Here is a 16,475-nt window from a genome sequence, read left to right as displayed (position 1 = left end):
GCTGCCCGTGCCGGCTCCCCTTCGTCGGCGCCGGCTGCCCGTGCCGGCTCCCCTTCGTCGGCGCCGGCTGCCCGTGCCGGCTCCCCTTTGTCGGCGCCTGCGGACTGCTCCGTATCGTCCACCAACATATCTGCGCCGTGGAACGTCGCTGCCGCGAGCGTGCCCAGCGGCTCGCCGCCGGCGATGGTTGCCGCCAGCTTTCGACCGAGCACCTCGTCGACGACGAACCCCGGGTAGTCGTCGTCCACGTCCAGTTCGCGCAGGAGCCTGGCGTAGGCCGCGACGTTCACCGCCCGGTCGCCGTCGGTGAACACCTCGTCGACCTCAGCCTGGTACTGCTCCGGTGTGACGTGATCGATGTCGGTCCCGAACTGTTCGCCGAGACGGTCGCGGACCTGGTTGAGCAGGGGGACGACCCTCTCACGGTTGCGCAGGCGTTCGCGCTCAGTGGCGACGCCAGCCGGTGTCAGCTTCATGCCCGGTACTGGGACCCGTGGCTCTTCGTGGTTCGGGTTCTGGCCGGAGACACCCCGATAATCCGTCTGCCTGAGCCACGCTCTCGCTGATTTACCACGCTCGCACAGCGCACGGGTTTGGGAAGTTTTTTATCACCAGGAAGAAAAACTCCGGATAAGCGGGTTCTCACGGTACTTCCCCGCGTGCTGAGTCACCGCAGTGAGTTAGCTACACATGCGAACCTCTCGCGTCGCCATCGACCTGATAGCCGAGACGGCTGTCGTTCCTGCCGGCGCGACCCTCTGACATATGAGCCAAGTAGATACGCAACTCGAGGAGTTGAAAAGCGAAATCGAAGACGAAGTTCCGAGCACGATCTCCATCACCGACGTGAAGTACGAAGGGCCGGAGCTCGTCGTCTACACGAGAGACCCCAAGGAGTTCGCCGGTGACGGCAATCTCGTGCGGAACCTCGCCTCGAAGCTCCGCAAGCGCATCACCGTCCGGCCGGACCCCGAGGTGCTCTCGAGCCCAGAAACCGCGCGCCAGCAGGTACTCGACGTGATCCCCGAGGATGCGGGCGTCTCCGAACTCGATTTCCACGAAGACACCGGCGAGGTCGTCATCGAAGCCGAGAAACCCGGGATGGTCATCGGCCGCCACGGCTCCACGCTCCGAGAGATCACCCAGGAGGTCGGCTGGACCCCTGAAGTCGTTCGGACGCCGCCGATCGAGTCCTCCACCGTCTCGAACGTCCGGAACTTCCTGAAACAGGAGCGCCAGGAGCGCCGGGAGGTCCTCGAACGCGTCGGCCGGCAGATCCACCGCGAGGAGATGGGACGCGAACAGTGGGTTCGCATCACCACGCTCGGCTGCTGTCGCGAGGTCGGTCGCGCGGCGTTTATTCTCAACACCGCCGAGACCCGCGTCCTCGTCGACTGCGGCGACAAACCCGGCGCCGAAGGTGAGGTGCCGTATCTCCAGATCCCGGAGGCGCTCGGCGCTGGGGCCCAGAACCTCGACGCCGTTGTGCTCACTCACGCCCACCTCGACCACTCGGCGCTCATTCCGCTGCTGTTCAAATACGGCTACGACGGGCCCATCTACTGCACCGAACCCACTCGTGACCTGATGGGGTTACTGACGCTCGACTATCTCGACGTGGCCGCGAAGGAGGGTCGAACGCCACCCTACGAGTCCGAGCAGGTTCGCGAGGCCATCAAACACTGTATCCCGCTCGAGTACGGCGACGTGACCGACATCGCGCCCGACCTCAAACTTACGTTCCACAACGCGGGTCATATCCTCGGCTCGGCGGTGAGTCATTTCCACGTCGGCGACGGACTCTACAACGTCTGTTTCTCCGGCGACATCCACTACGAGGACACCCGGCTGTTCAACGGTGCAGTCAACGATTTCCCCAGAGTCGAGGCGCTCGTGATGGAGTCGACCTACGGCGGCCGAAACGACTACCAGACCGACCAGCAGGACTCCGAGGAAGCGCTCATCGAGGCGATCAACGAGGTCCACGAGCAGGAGGGGAAGGTGCTCATCCCGGCGTTCGCGGTCGGCCGGTCCCAGGAGATCATGCTTGTCATCGAGGAGGCGATGCGCTCCGGGAAGATTCCGGAGATGCCGGTCCATCTCGACGGGATGATCTGGGAGGCGACCGCCATTCACACCACGTATCCGGAGTATCTCCGTGACGACCTTCGGGACCGGATCTTCCACGAGAACGAGAACCCGTTCCTCGCCGACCAGTTCAACCACATCGACGGCGGCCAGGAGGAGCGTCAGGAGGTCGTCGACGGCGGCCCGGCAATCATCCTCTCGACCTCTGGGATGGTCACTGGCGGCCCCATCATGTCCTGGCTCCGCCACCTCGGCAGCGACCCGAACTCGAAGCTCACCTTCGTGGGCTACCAGGCCCAGGGGACGCTCGGCCGGCGTATCCAGAACGGCTGGGACGAGATTCCGGTCTCTGACTTCGGCTCGGGCCGCTCGGGCCGGAGCTCGACACTGAGCCTGGAGATGGGTGTGCAGACGGTCGACGGGTTCTCGGGCCACGCCGACCGCGAGGGGCTGATGAACTTCATCCGCAACATGAGCCCGCGCCCGGAGAAGGTACTCTGTGTCCACGGCGACGAGAGCTCCGTCCAGGACTTCTCCTCGGCGCTCTACCACGAGTTCAACATGCGCACGTTCGCGCCGAAGAACCTCGAGACGTTCCGGTTCAAGTAGAACGTTCTCTCTCCTCTGTACCTGTCACACGCGTTCGTCGCGCTTGCGCGCTGCCAAATCGCCTTCGTGGTACTGGCCATTCCCGCCAAACCCGACAGACGCCTGAAAGCATTTACCGGGAAGCCCCAAACGCTCGGCTATGACCACTCCACACGACCGCTCCCGGCGGGCGGTTCTGTCGACAGTTGCCGCCGGACTCGCCACCGTCGCGGGCTGTGCTGGCGACGAGGTGACGCCGACAGGGACGCCAACAGCGTCCCCAACAGACGTCCACACACCGACTGCCACCCACACGGCGTCACCATCCGACACGCCGACTGGGACACTCACGCTCGAACCGATTCCGGCGCGCGAGGCCGACGGGACGCTACTCGTCTACCCACCGGAGCTCCGCGGATGGCTCCGAACGGCGGCGACGACGGACCAGACGATTCGCGCCAATGCGGAAACGCCGACGTACGATCCGAGCCCGCCGCTGGCGGCGTTCGAGCGGATACAGTTCGACGACGAGGCGGGTGAGCTCTCCGGCGTCTACGACCTCTCGGTCGAGGGTGACACCCGCTACGAACTGCTCGTCGGGGCAGAGGAGACCGACCCCCCGGATAACGCCGATGTGACGCCCATCTCCTCGCTTCCGGAGAAGCGACGGGAGCTCGCACTCGCAGCGATCGGGAAATCGACCGGGGAGGACGCGCGGGTGTCTCCGGAAACCGAACTCGGTTCGTGGGTTCGCCACGAGTTCTTCGGCGGCTACTTCTCGCACGACGGTACGACGTACCGGGGGAAGGAAGCCCAGCAGACCGACGCGGAGTTTTTCGCCACAGCGGTCTGGTACGTGCTTTCGGCGACGGCCGTCGACGCCTCGTCGCCGCCTGTGACGCTTCGGCTGGCCGGCGTCGCCGACGGCGTTCGACGCGTGCTCTCGGAACTCCGGGCCGAAGAGAGCAGGCCGACCTCGGTTTCGACGACGGTAACAGGGGAGATGGCCACTGCAGTGGAGGCGTTCGCCGAAGAGAATTCGCTTATCCTGACCCACGACGCCGTCTATCGGGTTAGCGACGAGGCGTAGCCTCAGTCGTCGGCGGGAACGTCTGCCGGGTCGATGACTTCGCCGGATAACTCGTCGACGCCCACCTGGTCGCACTGCTCGACGAGCGGGCAGGCTTCGGGTCCGTCCAGACAGGCGGGCTTTCTGGCGGTGCAGTACTCCCGGCCGAACTGGATCATCGCCGTATGCCCGAACCCGCACTTTCCGGGGGGAATCGCTGATTCGATAGCCTCCCGGACCTCCTCGTGGTCCGCGTTTGCGGGCGCCAGCCCCATCCGCCGGGCGATGCGGTGGACGTGGGTATCGACGGGGAACACGCCACCGCGCCCGCCGGAGAACAGGAGGACGCAGTCGGCGGTTTTCGGACCGACGCCTTTCATCTTCAGGAGCGTGTCCCGCACCTCGTCCGGGTGGCCGGATTTGACGAACTCGTCGAAGCCGGCTTCACCCTCGTACTCCTCGACAATCCGTCCTGCGAGGCGGATGATGGTTTCCGATTTCTGGTTGTAGAGGCCGGCTGCTGAGATCGTTTCTGCGAGTTCGTCCTGCTCGGCGGTCGCGAGCGCACTCGCGAGGCCGGCACCGCCGTCCTCGGCGCCTGTTCGGTCCGCCGAGCCCCCATAGCGGGCCAGCAGGCTGTCGTGAGCCGGCTGGCTCGCCGTGTCGCTCGTGTTCTGACTGAGAATCGTCCGAACCAGACACTCGAAAGCATCCCGCCCGCCGTAGGCTTTCTGCCAGTACCTCTCGCCGAGATTATCGACGACCGCCTCCGCGCGGGTCGTCGGCTCCGGATCCGAAGACTCCGCCGGGGTGACGGTGTGTTCGCCGCCGCCACGAGGGCCGCCGCTGATGTTCTCCGCCGGCTCGTCAGGCCGGTCGCTCGGTTCGTTGGGCATAGGACATCTATGGGACTGCCGGCTGAAAAACCGGCCGAAACCGGCCGAGACCGGCGGAGACGGTTGGGAGCTACGGCTCGACAGTCAGCGTGAGCGTTAGCGGGGCGCCCGCAGCGAGCGCGTCGATGAGCGCGCGATCCAGGTCAGCAGCCGCGCCGTCGGCGCCGACGAAAACAGTTCGGTCGTCGACGTAGTCGCTCGTCCGGCCGACGAAGCTCCGGTCGCCCTCGAACGTGAGTTCTGGGTCGCCCCGCCCGACCAGCGTGTCGGTGAGGGGTTCGCCGTCGGTTTCGACGGTGAACTCCGCGGTAATCGTGGCTGACTCGGACTGGCAGGCCTCGACGAACGTCTCGTCGAACTCCGCGGGCGGGCGGTCGGCGTCGACACCGACGATGCAGTCACCTGCCGGGGTCAGCCAGTCGTCAGTCGTCACCTCGACGGTGCTGCTGTGTTCGGCGCGCACGTTCTCGTGGCCGCGGGCCCGAATCTCCTCTGTGAGGCCTGCGTCTGTTTCCGGCGTCGTCTCGTCCATACTGGTGGGTCGGTTTCGGTAAGGAAGTGCCTGACGAACGGCCGGTCCCGGCCGGTCCCTGTTAACGCGTGTATCGGCTTTTCAGGGCCGTGTGAGTGAATTTCACGCGTTCCCACCCGAAGATTTTAAATATACAAGTTCCGTACACTCACTCACCAGAACGCCTCCGGCGCTGGTGGTACCGTACGCAGAATGATCGGGAGTTCTTATCCACGGCCGATCGCCGCTTCACCAGCGCCTGCAGAACTCGGAGAGCGGATGGTACAGAGGACTGATTAGCATGGTAACGAAAGAGGACGTACTTGAACAGTACGACGTAGCAGAACTGAACGGACAAGACAACGTTGACCTTCCGGACGAGAAGCTGGAAGATGGCTCGAAAGGCGAGCTCATCAAGCTGGCCGGCCAGCTCCGGGATCGACGGAACGAACTGAACCAGCTTGCTTCTGAGCGGGCCTCCAAACGTGACGATCTGAACGCAAAGACGCGTGAGAAGGTCGACGAGGCCCAGGAACACCGCGAGAAGCGCGACGAGCTGAACGAGCAGGTTCAGGAACACAAGGAGAAGCGAAACGAGCTCAACGCCGAGGCAAACGAGCTGTTCGACGAGGTCGAGGAGATGAAGGAGGACCTCGAGCTCGACGACGGCAAGGACGCCGAGCAGCTCCGCGAAGAGATCGAGGAGCTCGAGTTCCGCCAGCAGACCGAGGTGCTTTCCGCGGAGGACGAGCGCGAACTCATCGAGAAGATCGAGGACAAGCGCGAGCAGCTCGCCGAGCGCGAGGAGAAGGTCGACCAGAGCGGCGAGCTCGAGGAGACCGTCGAGGAAGCCGAGGAGGTCCGCTCCGAGGCGAGCCAGCACCACCAGAAGGTGACGGAGCTGGCCGACAAGGCCCAGGAGCACCACAACGAGATGATCGAGGCCTACCGCGAAGCCGACGAGATTCGCGACGAAGCCGACGAGATGCACGAGCTGTTCGTCGAGGCCCAGGAGGCCGCCGACCAGCACCACGAAGACTTCGTCCGCGTCCAGAAGCGCCTGCGCGAACTGGACAAGGAAGAGGAGGAAGAGCGCAAGGACGAGCGCGAGAAGAAGATGGAAGCGGAGAAGGAGGAAGCCGAGGAGATCTACCAGAAGTTCAAGGAGGGCGAGACCCTCGACACCGAGGACCTGATGAAGCTCCAGAAGACGGGGCTTCTCTAACGCCGCGAGGAATCTGTTCCCGTTTTGCCAGTCGCTATCGGCCAGCCACGGCACTCCGGGCCGTCGATCTGACCAGCCTTTTGTAGCATCCGGTCGGAGATAGCCGCATGTCAGACAGAACTGAGCGACTGGGGCGAGTTGCCATCGTCGCGACCGCCGTCGTCCTCACTGTCGCCGTCGGCTGGCTGCTGTTCATCGAATTCGCGGACAGCCTCGCGGATCTACTGGGGCTGCTGCTTCTCTTCGGTCTGGGGGGAATCGCATTCAGACTGGCCGCCGGGATGGCTGGAAGTCAGTTTCCCCTCTACAACGTGGGGGAGGTAGCTGTCAAAGGGCCGATCACCCGAGACGGCGGCGGGATGTCGCCGATTCCGACCGGGCCGGTCGGGGCGACGGCTGACGAAATCGTCGACCAGATCGAGGCGGCCGACGACGACCGGGCGGTCGATGCGCTGATGATCCGGCTCAACACGCCCGGCGGCGAAGTAGTGCCGAGCGACGAGATCCGCGACGCCGCTGCGGCGTTCGACGGGCCGACGGTGGCCTACGCGACTGACGTCTGTGCCAGCGGGGGCTACTGGATCGCCTCCGGCTGTGACGAGCTCTGGGCCCGGGACCTCTCAATCGTCGGCTCAATCGGCGTGCTCGGCTCCCGGCCAAACGTCTCCGAGCTTGCCGATCGGCTGGGCGTCAGCTACGAACAGTTCACGGCCGGCGAGTACAAGGACGCCGGCACCCCGCTCAAGGAGATCGAGGAGGACGAACGCGAGTATCTACAGGGGCTCATCGACGACATGTACGGGACGTTCGTCGACCGCGTCACCGAGGGACGGGCGCTCGACCCTGCAGAGGTTCGGGAGACGGAGGCCCGAATCTATCTCGGCGAGGACGCCGCAGAGATGGGTCTCGTCGACAGCCTCGGCAGCCGCGAGGACGTGGAAGACCGCCTCGAAGAGGAGCTGGGCGAAGCGGTGGACGTCAGGGAGTTCGAACCCCAGCGCAGCCCGCTCTCACGCGTCGGCATGGGGGCGCGTTCGGTCGCGTACGCCTTCGGCGCCGGGATTGCGAGCCGCATCGACGGCGACGGGCTCGACTTCGAGTTCCGAACGTAGCGAAGTCGCGGCGAACGACCTGCCGCGACCTCGTGTCGCGGCCGTGGGGACACCGTCGTGGCTGTGTGTAACGACCCGAAGCTTTTCTTCGGTGGGCCCCTCTCCCCGTCCGTGAGCACGCTGGTCCTCTGTGTGGATCGTTCGAACGATATCGGCTCGAAGACGGGCGTCGGCATGCCCGTCGCGGGCTGGGAAGCGGTCCGCTCGCTGGTTACCGACGTGGGGCTCGCCGACCCCGAGGACGCGAGCGTCAACTCCCTCCTGGAAGCGCTACGCGTGGCCCGCGACCTGCAGGACGGCGGCGATGAAGCGACCGTCGCAGTCGTCTCCGGTGGGACCGCCTCCCGCGTCGGTGCGGACCGCGCAATCGCCGCACAGATCGACGAGCTGATCGAACGCTACACGCCCGACTCGGCCATCGTCGTCGTCGACAGCGCCGAGGACGAGCGCGCGGTCCCCATTATCGAATCCCGGGTCGGCGTCGACAGTGTCGACCGCGTGGTAGTGCGACAGGCCCGGGATATCGAGTCCACGTACTACCTCATCAAGCAGTTCCTGGGCGACGAGGAGCTCCGCTCGACGGTGATGGTGCCGCTGGGCGTCGCACTCATCGCCCTTCCCGCGCTGGCGATCCAGTTCTCCACGCAGGTGGCGATGGCCGGCCTCGCCTCGCTGCTGGGGGCCGTCCTGCTGTTCAAAGGGCTCTCCATCGACGACCGGCTGGAGGACACCCCGGAACGGGTCCGTGATGCGCTCTACTCCGGCCAGGTCTCGGTCGTCACCTACGCTGTCGCCGTCGGGTTGGCCTTCATCGGCATCTTCCTCGGCGCGCTCTCGGCGACGAACGTGGGCCAGGACCAGCCGACGTTCGTCCAGTTCATCCTCTTTACGTACGCGTCGGTGCCGTGGCTCGCACTCGCCGCGCTGACGGCCTCCGCGGGGCGGCTCGTCGACGAGTACATCCGCGACGACGAGATTCCCTCGCCGGTGCTGAACCTGCCATTCGGCGTGCTGGCGGTCGGGCTGGTCGTCCGCGGGTTCGCGGGCTACTTCCTGGAGCGCCAGAACGTCCTCGACCAGTTCGCCGTCGATGTCGCCGGGATGGCGATGTCGCTCGACCCGGGCCACCGGCTGGTGCTGTTCATCACCGCCGGTATCGTCGTCTCGCTGATCGGGGTTCGGGTGGCTGCGAGGGTGACCGAGGAGCCGCCGGAGGAAGCCGTGGAGAAGCAGTAACCGGTCGCGGCGCGTGACCTGTGACGACCGCCGTGTCGTCACCGCGGCGCCCATGCCGTGACCGTGTAATAACCGGTCGCGGCGCGTGACCTGTGACGACCGCCGTGTCGTGGCTCCGGAGCCCCCGCCGTGACCGTGTTGTCGCAACCGTTTCGAACACTCCTGTGAGAGACCGCTGAAAGCCGACCCGCTCGCGACCGAACTCAGAACTTCCCCGCGCTCCCGCTGCTCCTCCTTCTCGACCCGCCATCTTCGGGCCGAACCAGGTTCGCGAGCGCGACGAACGCGCCGAGCAGCCAGCCGAGGGGGACGGCGATGCCGAGCCACATCAGTACGTAGGCGGGCCCCTGGAGCGCGAACTGCTCGCGCAGGAACGTGTTGAGACCGCCCACGGTGAGCACGTTGTCGAGAATCCAGATGGCGAGGTTCGTGCTCCCGGTCAGGATGCTGGCGAGCGCAGGCGAGTAGAGCGCCGCGACGACCGGCGGCAGGAAAAGCGCCGTCATCGCCGACGGGTAGGCAAGTAGCACGCTCGTGGCCCGCCCGCCGCGCCGGGAGAACACCATCGCCAATCCGGCTGCGATGGTGGCGACGCCGCCCGCTGCGGCGACGGCGACGAGGCCGTCGAAGGAGAACTGCCGGATCCACGCGGCGACGGTCAACAGCCCCCAGGTCAGTGCCGCGAGCGCGACGACGCCGACGAGACCGATGCGGGTCGTCGCCGAGTCGAGTTTCTTGGCGTAGAACCGAGTGGCAAAGCCAAGCAACAGGAGCGGATAGCCCAGCAACACCAGCGGGGCGCCGAGTGCGGCCCAGCCGTAGTAGGCGAGTTTCTGCCCGCCGGTCTCTGGCTCCCAGCGGCCGAGGACGTTGCTGGGGTTCAGCTGTCGCGGAAAGAGCAGCTCCATCCACGTCGCGTGGAGGCGCGCGACGTCGATGCGGATCCCGTCGATGAGTCCGGTCCGTTGCCCGTGCATTACCGGTGGCAAGCATGCGCGATGTGGTGAAAGTTCCGGTGTCCGGGACGGTCGACGAAACGGTAGTCAGCCAGAACGTCAGCGGTTCCAGGGACCGAAGTCGGGGGTAACCTGTCGGGCGTTCTCAGTCATGGCATCGAGCTCCTCGAGCTCCCCGTCGTTCAGCTGGAGCGAGAGCGAGAGCCAGTTGTCGTGGAGATGCTCCGTGGTCGAGGCTTTCGGAATCGCGGTGATGCCGCGCTCACGAAGCCACGCCAGGCTCACCTGTGCTTCGCTGACGTTGTGGTCCCCCGCGATGTCGCTGATGACCTCGCGGCCGAACACCTCCCCGCGGGCCAGCGGGGAGTAGGCGACCGGCTCGACGCCGTGCGCCTCACAGGCCTCGCGAATCGCGGTCTGCTGGAGCATCGGGTGGCATTCGAACTGGTTGGCGAAGATGTCGTGGTCGGCGTAATCGACCGCCTCGGCGAGCTGTTCGGGCTCGAAGTTGGCGACGCCGATGCGGTCGGTGATCCCCTCGTCGACGAGCTCGTCGAACGCCTGGAACGTGTCCTGCGGATCGTACGCCTCGGCTGGCCAGTGGACGTAAAGGAGGTCGATGCTGTCGACACGGAGCGCGTCGACGGCGTCGTTGGCGGCCTCGATAGCGTCCTCGAAGCTGAGGTCGGATTTCCAGATCTTGGTCGCAAGGAAGACGTCCTCCCGGTCGACGGTGCTCTGTTCGATACCCCGTCCGACGAGATGCTCGTTGTCGTAGGAACGCGCCGTGTCGATGTGCCGGTAGCCCATATCCAGTGCATCCGCGACCGTCTGGGGCGTCGCTTCCGGGTCGGTGAGCTTCCACGTGCCAAGGCCGAGCATCGGCATCCCGTCAACGTCGGGACAGTCGGTTGGAATCGGCACGTCGTCGTCAGTTGGTGTCCCTGCGCTCATATGAGTAGATAGACCGGGCGGTGAAAAATGGGTTGTGGCTGGGCAGTCGGCGCCGGTCGGGCAGCGACAACCGGACGGGACTGGTTCCGTGACTACTCGGTCAGGCGCTCTCGCGCGAACTTCGCCAGCAGCGGGATGTCGCGTGCGCGGAGCAGATTCCACATCGCGGTGAGGTTGCCGGCGTTGGCTTTCGCCAGCGTGTTCTCGTCGGATTTGGCCAGGTCCTGCATCAACGTGTCGTAGCGGCTGTTGGGGGCAAGATACAGCAGCTCGGTCATCAGTAGACGCTCGCGCATCCGCGGTGCGACCTCGCTGTGCCAGAGCTTGTTGTAGATCGACGTCCCCTCAGCGGAGGTGTCGTGGTTCTCCGGCGTGAGACAGCGGTCGGCCGTCGTTGCCGCTGCCCGGCCGGACTGCATCCCCTTGTGGATACCCTCACCCCAGAGCGGGTCGATGGTCGGGACGGTGTCGCCGACGGCCATGAAGTTGTCAGTGCTGAGTTCGGCCGGCATCTGGATGTGGGCTGAGCCGCGGTGGACCTTCCCGTCCAGTCGCGAGGCGTCGGCGAACCGCGGGTCGGTGTCGAGCCAGTAGCCCAGGTAGTCGTCGATCCCCATCCCTTCTTTCCCGTGTTTCCGGTGGCTCCGGTTCTGGATGTAGCAGATTCCCACCTTCGCGGTATCGCCGCCGGTGTGGAAAATCCAGGAGTACCCCCCCGGTGCGAGGTCGTGGTCGAGGCGGAGCATCATCGAGTTGGTGAGGTCGGCGTAGTCGGGGTGGTCGATCTCGATTCCCTCCATCTCGTACTCGACGCCGATGGCCTGTTTCTTGCGCTCGAGGTCGCTCACGCCGAGATCCTTCGCCAGCGGCGCCGCAGGACCGGTGGCGTCGATGATGATCTCGCCGTACACCTCCTCGTCGCCGTTGTAGCGCACGCCGACGGGTTTCCCGTCCTCCGTGATGGGGCGGGAGACACGCGCATCGAACCAGTACTCGGCGCCCTCTTCGCGCCCGTCGGCGACGAGAAACCGCTTGAACTCGGCGAACTCGAGAACGGCTCCGGGCTGTTTCTGCACGAAATGATGGTTCGGTGACTCGAGAACCACGTCGTCCGTGTAGTTCATCACCACGTCGTCGGGAATGCCGAAGGCGGCCATCATCGACGGGAACGTCCCGGCGGTCGATTTGTTGCTCTGACGCGGGAACTCGTCCTCGTCCTCCGTCTCGAGGACGACGACGTCGTAGCCTCGCTGGGCGAGGTCCCGAGCGCACTGGGCGCCGGCGGGTCCCGCCCCCGCGATAACCACGTCAAAACGGTCGGACATGAACGATTTATACTCCGTGGACGTTATGAGTGTTGCTAACTCCGGCGTGGAGAATCCCTCCGAGTGAGTGGCACAGTCGGGGTATTTCGACCGTTTCGAGGGGACGGAACCAGTCGCACAATCGGTGGAGCCACACGCTCGGGGCTACGGACGACGCGGAGTGGCAGAGTCCACGAGTTGTCAACGCCTGGGCCCACCACAGCCCACCTGTTCCCGACGGGTTGAAACTGGAGAAAGCAGAAGAAAACGGCCGGCAAACGGTCACGCACGCCGACGACCGCGCGAGTTCCTCAGTAGAACTCCCGAACGAGGTCCGTCGCGTTCTCGGGCGCGCCGTCGGGAATCTCCGTCATGTCCTCGGTGACGCCGTGGGACTCGTGGTAGGGGACCGACTGCTCGTTCTGGTAGAGGATGCCCTGATACTCGCTATCGGCGTCCATGATACGGTCCTTCGCGGCGTCGAAGTCGTTCGGATCGTGGTCGGTGTCGCCGAGGTCCTGGAGATTGTCGCGGAAGTAGTCGTACGTGTCCGTGTCGTTGAACGTGACACACGGCGAGAACACGTTGACGAAGCCGAAGCCATCGTGCTCGATGGCTGCCTGGACGATCTCGGCGTGGCGCTGGGCGTCCGAGGCGAACGACTGCGCGATGAACGTCCCGCCTGCCGAAAGCGCCAGTGCGAGCGGGTTGACCGGCGGCTGCTTTGGACCCTCGGGGGTCGTCGACGTCTCGAAGTCCTCGCGCGAGGTCGGTGACGCCTGCCCTTTGGTGAGGCCGTAGATGCGGTTGTCCATCACGATGTAGGACATGTCGACGTTTCGGCGCACGGCGTGGACAAAGTGGCCTGCGCCGATGGAGTAGCCGTCCCCGTCGCCGCCCGCAACCATCACTTCGAGGTTGGGGTTGGCCATCTTCACACCCGTGCCGACCGGGAGCGCCCGCCCGTGAACACCGTGGAGCGCGTAACTATGCATGTAGGTGCCGATCTTTCCGGAACAGCCGATGCCGGCGACGACGAACGTGTTGTCGGGGTCGTTCCCCGTGTTCGCCAGCGCCTTCATCATGCCGTTCATCGTCCCGAAGTCGCCGCAGCCGGGACACCAGGTCGGCTGCTTATCCGATTTGAAGTCGATGAATCGTACGTCGCTACTCATGAGAGAGCCTCCGTGATTTCTTCTGCGAGTTCGTCGGCCTTGAACTCTACCCCGTTGTACTTGTTCACTCGGTCCACGCGCTGGAGCGTGTCGTGCTCCAGCACGTCCGCGAACTGTCCCGTCGCGTTACACTCGACGACGAGCACCTGGTCCGCAGCCTCGAACGCCTCGGTCAGGTCCGGCCGCGGGAACATGTAGGGAACCGACAGGAAGCGCACGTCGGGCGCGTCCGCGTCCAGCAGGTCCATCGCTTCCACGATGGTCCCCTCGTTCGACCCCCACGAGACGACAAGGTTGTCCGCGTCCTCGGTACCGAACTCGCGCGGGCTCAAGTCCTCCGCCTCACGGGCGGTATCGACCTTCTGCTGACGCTTCTGGACCTGTTCGACGCGAATCTCCGTGTCCTCGGTCCGGCGGCCGAGTTCGTTGTGCTCCAGCCCAGTCGACATGTGGGCGCCGTCGGTGGTGCCCGGCTTTGCGCGCGGACTGATGCCGTCCTCGGTGGCGGCGTGGGCCCGGAAGCGGCCTTCGTCGTCGAGCCATTGCTCGATCTCGTCGTCGTCGACGAGTTTGCCGCGGTCGATCTCGACCTCGTCCATGTCGAACGCCTCAGGCGGGAACGTGCGCTCGGTGACGGCCATCGAGAGGTCAGAGACCAGATACACCGGCGTCTGGTACTTTTCAGCGTAGTTGAACGCTTCGACGGTTTTCCAGAAACACTCCGCGATGGTCGTCGGCGCGATAACGAACCGCGGAATCTCGCCGTGGCCGCCGTAGAGCGTCATGTTGAGGTCGCCCTGCTCCTGCTTGGTCGGCATCCCCGTCGAGGGGCCCGACCGCATCACGTCACAGATGACAAGCGGGGTCTCGCTCGTGGCGACGAGGCCGAACGTTTCGGCCATCAGGTCGATTCCTGGGCCGGAGGTCGCGGTCATCGATCGCGCGCCGGCGCGTGCTGCACCGAGGGCCATGTTGATGGCCGACAGCTCGTCCTCGGCCTGGACGACGTGGCCGCCGTAATGCTCCAATCGGCCTGTGAGATACTCCATCACGTCCGTCGCCGGGGTGATGGGGTAACCGGCGTAGAACCGACATCCGGCGGCGATGGCGCCCATTCCGATGGCTTCGTCGCCGTTCAGGAGGACGTAGTCGTTGTCAGTCGTTTCGAGCGCGTAATCGAAGTTGGCGCTCTCCTCCGTGTAGTTTCCGCGAACGTACTCGGCACCGAGTTCGGCGGCTTTTTTGTTGTTCTCGACGATCGACTGGCCCTTGTCCTTGAAACGTTTCTCGAGGGAGGAGGCGAGATGCTCGATGGGGAAATCAGTGATCTCGCAAGCGGCCCCGAGCGCGACGATGTTGCGCATGATGGCGCCGCCGGCGTCCTCGGCCAGGGATTTGAGCGGGACATCCATCCCGACCATCTCCTCGGGAATTTCGAGGTCCTGCATCGAGGTCCGCTCACCGTCGTAGACGATGACGGAGCCCTCGTGGAGTTCGTCGATGTTCTCGTCGACGGTGCGCTGTGTCAGCGCGATGAGCACGTCGAGTCGGTCGACGACGCTCTCGACCGGGTCGATCGCGGTTCGAACCTTATACGCCGTATATCCGCCGCGGATACGTGAGGCGAAATCTTTCGAGGTGAACACGTGGCGACCGGCCCGAGAGAGCGCTCTGGCGAAGATCTTCCCGGTTGAACTGATCCCATCGCCGGCCTCGCCGCCGATGGCCCAGTTGAAGTCCGCAGGCATACTGTTCTGAAGGTTGCTCCGGACGATGCAAAAGCCTTCCTGAACCGTTTCGTGCGTCCAGTTTAACTGCCGCTGCGGGGTCCGAATCGAACGTTCGTGAAGGATACAGCGTTCCGGGGGTCGAGAAGGGAAGTGGCTTTGTGGCGGAGAGTGAACACCAAGACATGGATACGACCGTCGCCGTCGTCGACAACGAATCGGTGGGGCCGGATACGTACGCGATCACGTTCGAGTCACCCGAAGAGTTCACCGGACTGCCGGGCCAGTTCGTCAAGATCTCCGCGGATATCGAGGGCGAGGGCCACGCACGCTTCTACACGCTCTCCTCGCCAGATACCGAGGAGACGTTCGAGACGACTATCGAGGTCGACGAGGAGGGTGGCCCGTTCAGCGCCTATCTCGCCGGTCTCTCGGCGGGCGACGAAGTCGCCGTCGACGGCCCCTACGGCGACGAGCATTACGAGGGAGAGAGTCGGGTCGTCGTGGTCTCCGGTGGGCCCGGGGTCGGTCCCGCTGTCGCCATCAGCGAGGCCGCCCTCGCGGACGGCAACGAGGCCGCCGTCATCTACGCCCACGAGGGAATGCCGGCCCATCAGGCACGGCTGAACGATGTTGCTGACACGGGGGCGAGCGTGGAAATGGTCGACGCCGGCGACGTGGAGGCGTTCGAGGCGGCCGTCGATGAGGCAGTCACGGGGACCGACGGCGAGCAGCTGTTCGTTTACGGGTTCGCTGAGTTCGTCGCCGCGGCGCGGGAGGCGATTGCTGAGGCCGGTGGGGAGCCCGATACAGCGAAAGTCGAGAACTTCGGGTAGGCTCACGTGGGTTTCTGGGCCGGTCGACGGTGACAGGCTCCCGACGGAACCGAACCAAAGTATTCACTATCGGCCGTGTTCAACGCCGGTGCATGGAGAACGACGCCCTTTCTCGTCGCGCGTTCCTTCGGGCCGGGACGGCCGGTACCGCAGCCGCCGGCACAGCCGGGACTGCGGCCGCACAGGAAGGCACTGAGACCGAGACTGAGACGGCTGCCGCACGAGGGGGGGAAACACACACCGTCGAGATGACCGACGACCTGATTTACGACCCCGAAGACCTGACCGTCGCTCCGGGGGATACTGTCGTCTGGGAAAACGTCGGTGATATTGGCCACAGTATAACGGCGTACGAAGAAGAGATCCCCGAGGAGGCGGATTATTGGGCATCTGGCGGGTTCGATAACGAACAAGCCGCGCGCGACAACTACCCGGACCAGGGGGATGTCGGTGGCGGCGGAACGTACGAGTACACCTTCGAGGTCGAGGGAGATCACGAGTACTTCTGTATCCCGCACGAGCAAGTCGGGATGCTCGGTACGATTACCGTCACGACGGAGCAGCAGGAGCCTGCCGAACCGACCGGCCCTGCAGTCCCCGACAGTGCCAAATCACTCATCGTCGCGACCACCTTCGCGATGATGGCGACGCTGCTACTCGCGTACTTCTTCTTGAAGTTCGGCGGTGATAGCCCCCATATCGAGGGAGAGTAGTTCAGTTGGGGTTCTTGCCAGTCACGGCGGGTGACCGCAGTCGCGGCACACGACCGACCGCAACGATGTGTTGCGGTCACGGAGA

15 protein-coding genes are annotated in these 16,475 nt (G+C 65.0%); 7 read left to right on the top strand and 8 right to left on the bottom strand.

Going from position 1 to position 16,475, the window contains the following annotated elements; all coding sequences use genetic code 11:
- On the bottom strand, positions 1-476 hold a 476-nt coding region (locus V5A38_RS06270; RefSeq protein WP_332324889.1), incomplete at its 3' end, for a hypothetical protein.
- A gap of 289 nt (positions 477-765) precedes the next feature.
- Here V5A38_RS06270 and V5A38_RS06265 point away from each other — a divergent pair.
- Together V5A38_RS06265 and V5A38_RS06260 are read left to right on the top strand one after the other, a co-directional pair.
- Positions 766-2,697: a beta-CASP ribonuclease aCPSF1 gene (locus V5A38_RS06265; RefSeq protein ID WP_332324888.1), complete on the top strand. Its 1,932-nt coding sequence runs from the start codon at positions 766-768 to the stop codon at positions 2,695-2,697.
- 139 nt (positions 2,698-2,836) lie between these two features.
- On the top strand, positions 2,837-3,766 hold the full coding sequence (locus V5A38_RS06260; RefSeq protein ID WP_332324887.1) for a hypothetical protein: 930 nt from the start codon (positions 2,837-2,839) through the stop codon (positions 3,764-3,766).
- Between the two features lie 2 nt (positions 3,767-3,768).
- Here the strand turns inward: V5A38_RS06260 and nth are convergent, their stop codons facing one another.
- Both nth and V5A38_RS06250 read right to left on the bottom strand, forming a co-directional pair.
- A complete protein-coding gene (nth, locus tag V5A38_RS06255; protein ID WP_332324886.1) occupies positions 3,769-4,641 on the bottom strand; it encodes an endonuclease III in 873 nt (290 codons plus the stop codon).
- A gap of 70 nt (positions 4,642-4,711) precedes the next feature.
- Positions 4,712-5,173 (bottom strand): DUF371 domain-containing protein, encoded by a 462-nt coding sequence (locus V5A38_RS06250; RefSeq protein WP_332324885.1) that lies wholly within the window; start codon positions 5,171-5,173, stop codon positions 4,712-4,714.
- A gap of 280 nt (positions 5,174-5,453) precedes the next feature.
- On the opposite strand from V5A38_RS06250, the gene V5A38_RS06245 reads away from it, so the two are divergent.
- The 3 genes from V5A38_RS06245 (at position 5,454) to V5A38_RS06235 (ending at position 8,725) form a co-directional block, all read left to right on the top strand.
- Positions 5,454-6,377 (top strand): coiled-coil protein, encoded by a 924-nt coding sequence (locus tag V5A38_RS06245; protein ID WP_332324884.1) that lies wholly within the window; start codon positions 5,454-5,456, stop codon positions 6,375-6,377.
- A 107-nt stretch (positions 6,378-6,484) separates the two neighbouring features.
- The gene (gene sppA / locus V5A38_RS06240) at positions 6,485-7,489 is read left to right on the top strand and encodes a signal peptide peptidase SppA (protein WP_332324883.1); all 1,005 of its coding nucleotides are present in this window, start codon (positions 6,485-6,487) and stop codon (positions 7,487-7,489) included.
- 111 nt (positions 7,490-7,600) lie between these two features.
- Complete coding sequence (locus V5A38_RS06235) at positions 7,601-8,725, top strand: DUF373 family protein (RefSeq protein ID WP_332324882.1); 1,125 nt, start codon at positions 7,601-7,603, stop codon at positions 8,723-8,725.
- A 203-nt stretch (positions 8,726-8,928) separates the two neighbouring features.
- Here V5A38_RS06235 and V5A38_RS06230 read toward each other — a convergent pair whose 3' ends face one another.
- From V5A38_RS06230 to V5A38_RS06210, 5 genes are all read right to left on the bottom strand, one after another.
- On the bottom strand, positions 8,929-9,678 hold the full coding sequence (locus tag V5A38_RS06230; RefSeq protein WP_332324891.1) for a hypothetical protein: 750 nt from the start codon (positions 9,676-9,678) through the stop codon (positions 8,929-8,931).
- Positions 9,679-9,780: 102 nt separating this feature from the next.
- On the bottom strand, positions 9,781-10,635 hold the full coding sequence (locus V5A38_RS06225) for an aldo/keto reductase (RefSeq protein WP_345786274.1): 855 nt from the start codon (positions 10,633-10,635) through the stop codon (positions 9,781-9,783).
- Positions 10,636-10,727: 92 nt separating this feature from the next.
- Entirely contained in the window at positions 10,728-11,960 is a 1,233-nt protein-coding gene (locus V5A38_RS06220) for a digeranylgeranylglycerophospholipid reductase (protein ID WP_332324881.1), read from the bottom strand.
- A gap of 290 nt (positions 11,961-12,250) precedes the next feature.
- Positions 12,251-13,114: a 2-oxoacid:ferredoxin oxidoreductase subunit beta gene (locus V5A38_RS06215; protein WP_332324880.1), complete on the bottom strand. Its 864-nt coding sequence runs from the start codon at positions 13,112-13,114 to the stop codon at positions 12,251-12,253.
- Positions 13,111-14,862 carry a 2-oxoacid:acceptor oxidoreductase subunit alpha gene (locus V5A38_RS06210; RefSeq protein WP_332324879.1) on the bottom strand — a complete coding sequence of 584 codons (1,752 nt, stop codon included), beginning with the start codon at positions 14,860-14,862 and terminating at the stop codon, positions 13,111-13,113. Before V5A38_RS06210 ends, V5A38_RS06215 begins: the two co-directional genes overlap by 4 nt.
- A 164-nt stretch (positions 14,863-15,026) precedes the next feature.
- On the opposite strand from V5A38_RS06210, the gene V5A38_RS06205 reads away from it, so the two are divergent.
- Both V5A38_RS06205 and V5A38_RS06200 read left to right on the top strand, forming a co-directional pair.
- Entirely contained in the window at positions 15,027-15,677 is a 651-nt protein-coding gene (locus tag V5A38_RS06205; protein ID WP_332324878.1) for an FAD-binding oxidoreductase, read from the top strand.
- A gap of 92 nt (positions 15,678-15,769) precedes the next feature.
- Positions 15,770-16,390: a plastocyanin/azurin family copper-binding protein gene (locus tag V5A38_RS06200; RefSeq protein ID WP_332324877.1), complete on the top strand. Its 621-nt coding sequence runs from the start codon at positions 15,770-15,772 to the stop codon at positions 16,388-16,390.
- Positions 16,391-16,475: the final 85 nt, after the last annotated feature.

Source organism: Halolamina sp., assembly GCF_036626355.1.
In the GTDB taxonomy this organism is placed as follows: domain Archaea; phylum Halobacteriota; class Halobacteria; order Halobacteriales; family Haloferacaceae; genus Halolamina.
The sequence above is the reverse complement of the archived record's forward strand: the minus strand, read 5'-3'. Positions and strand labels throughout refer to the sequence as shown.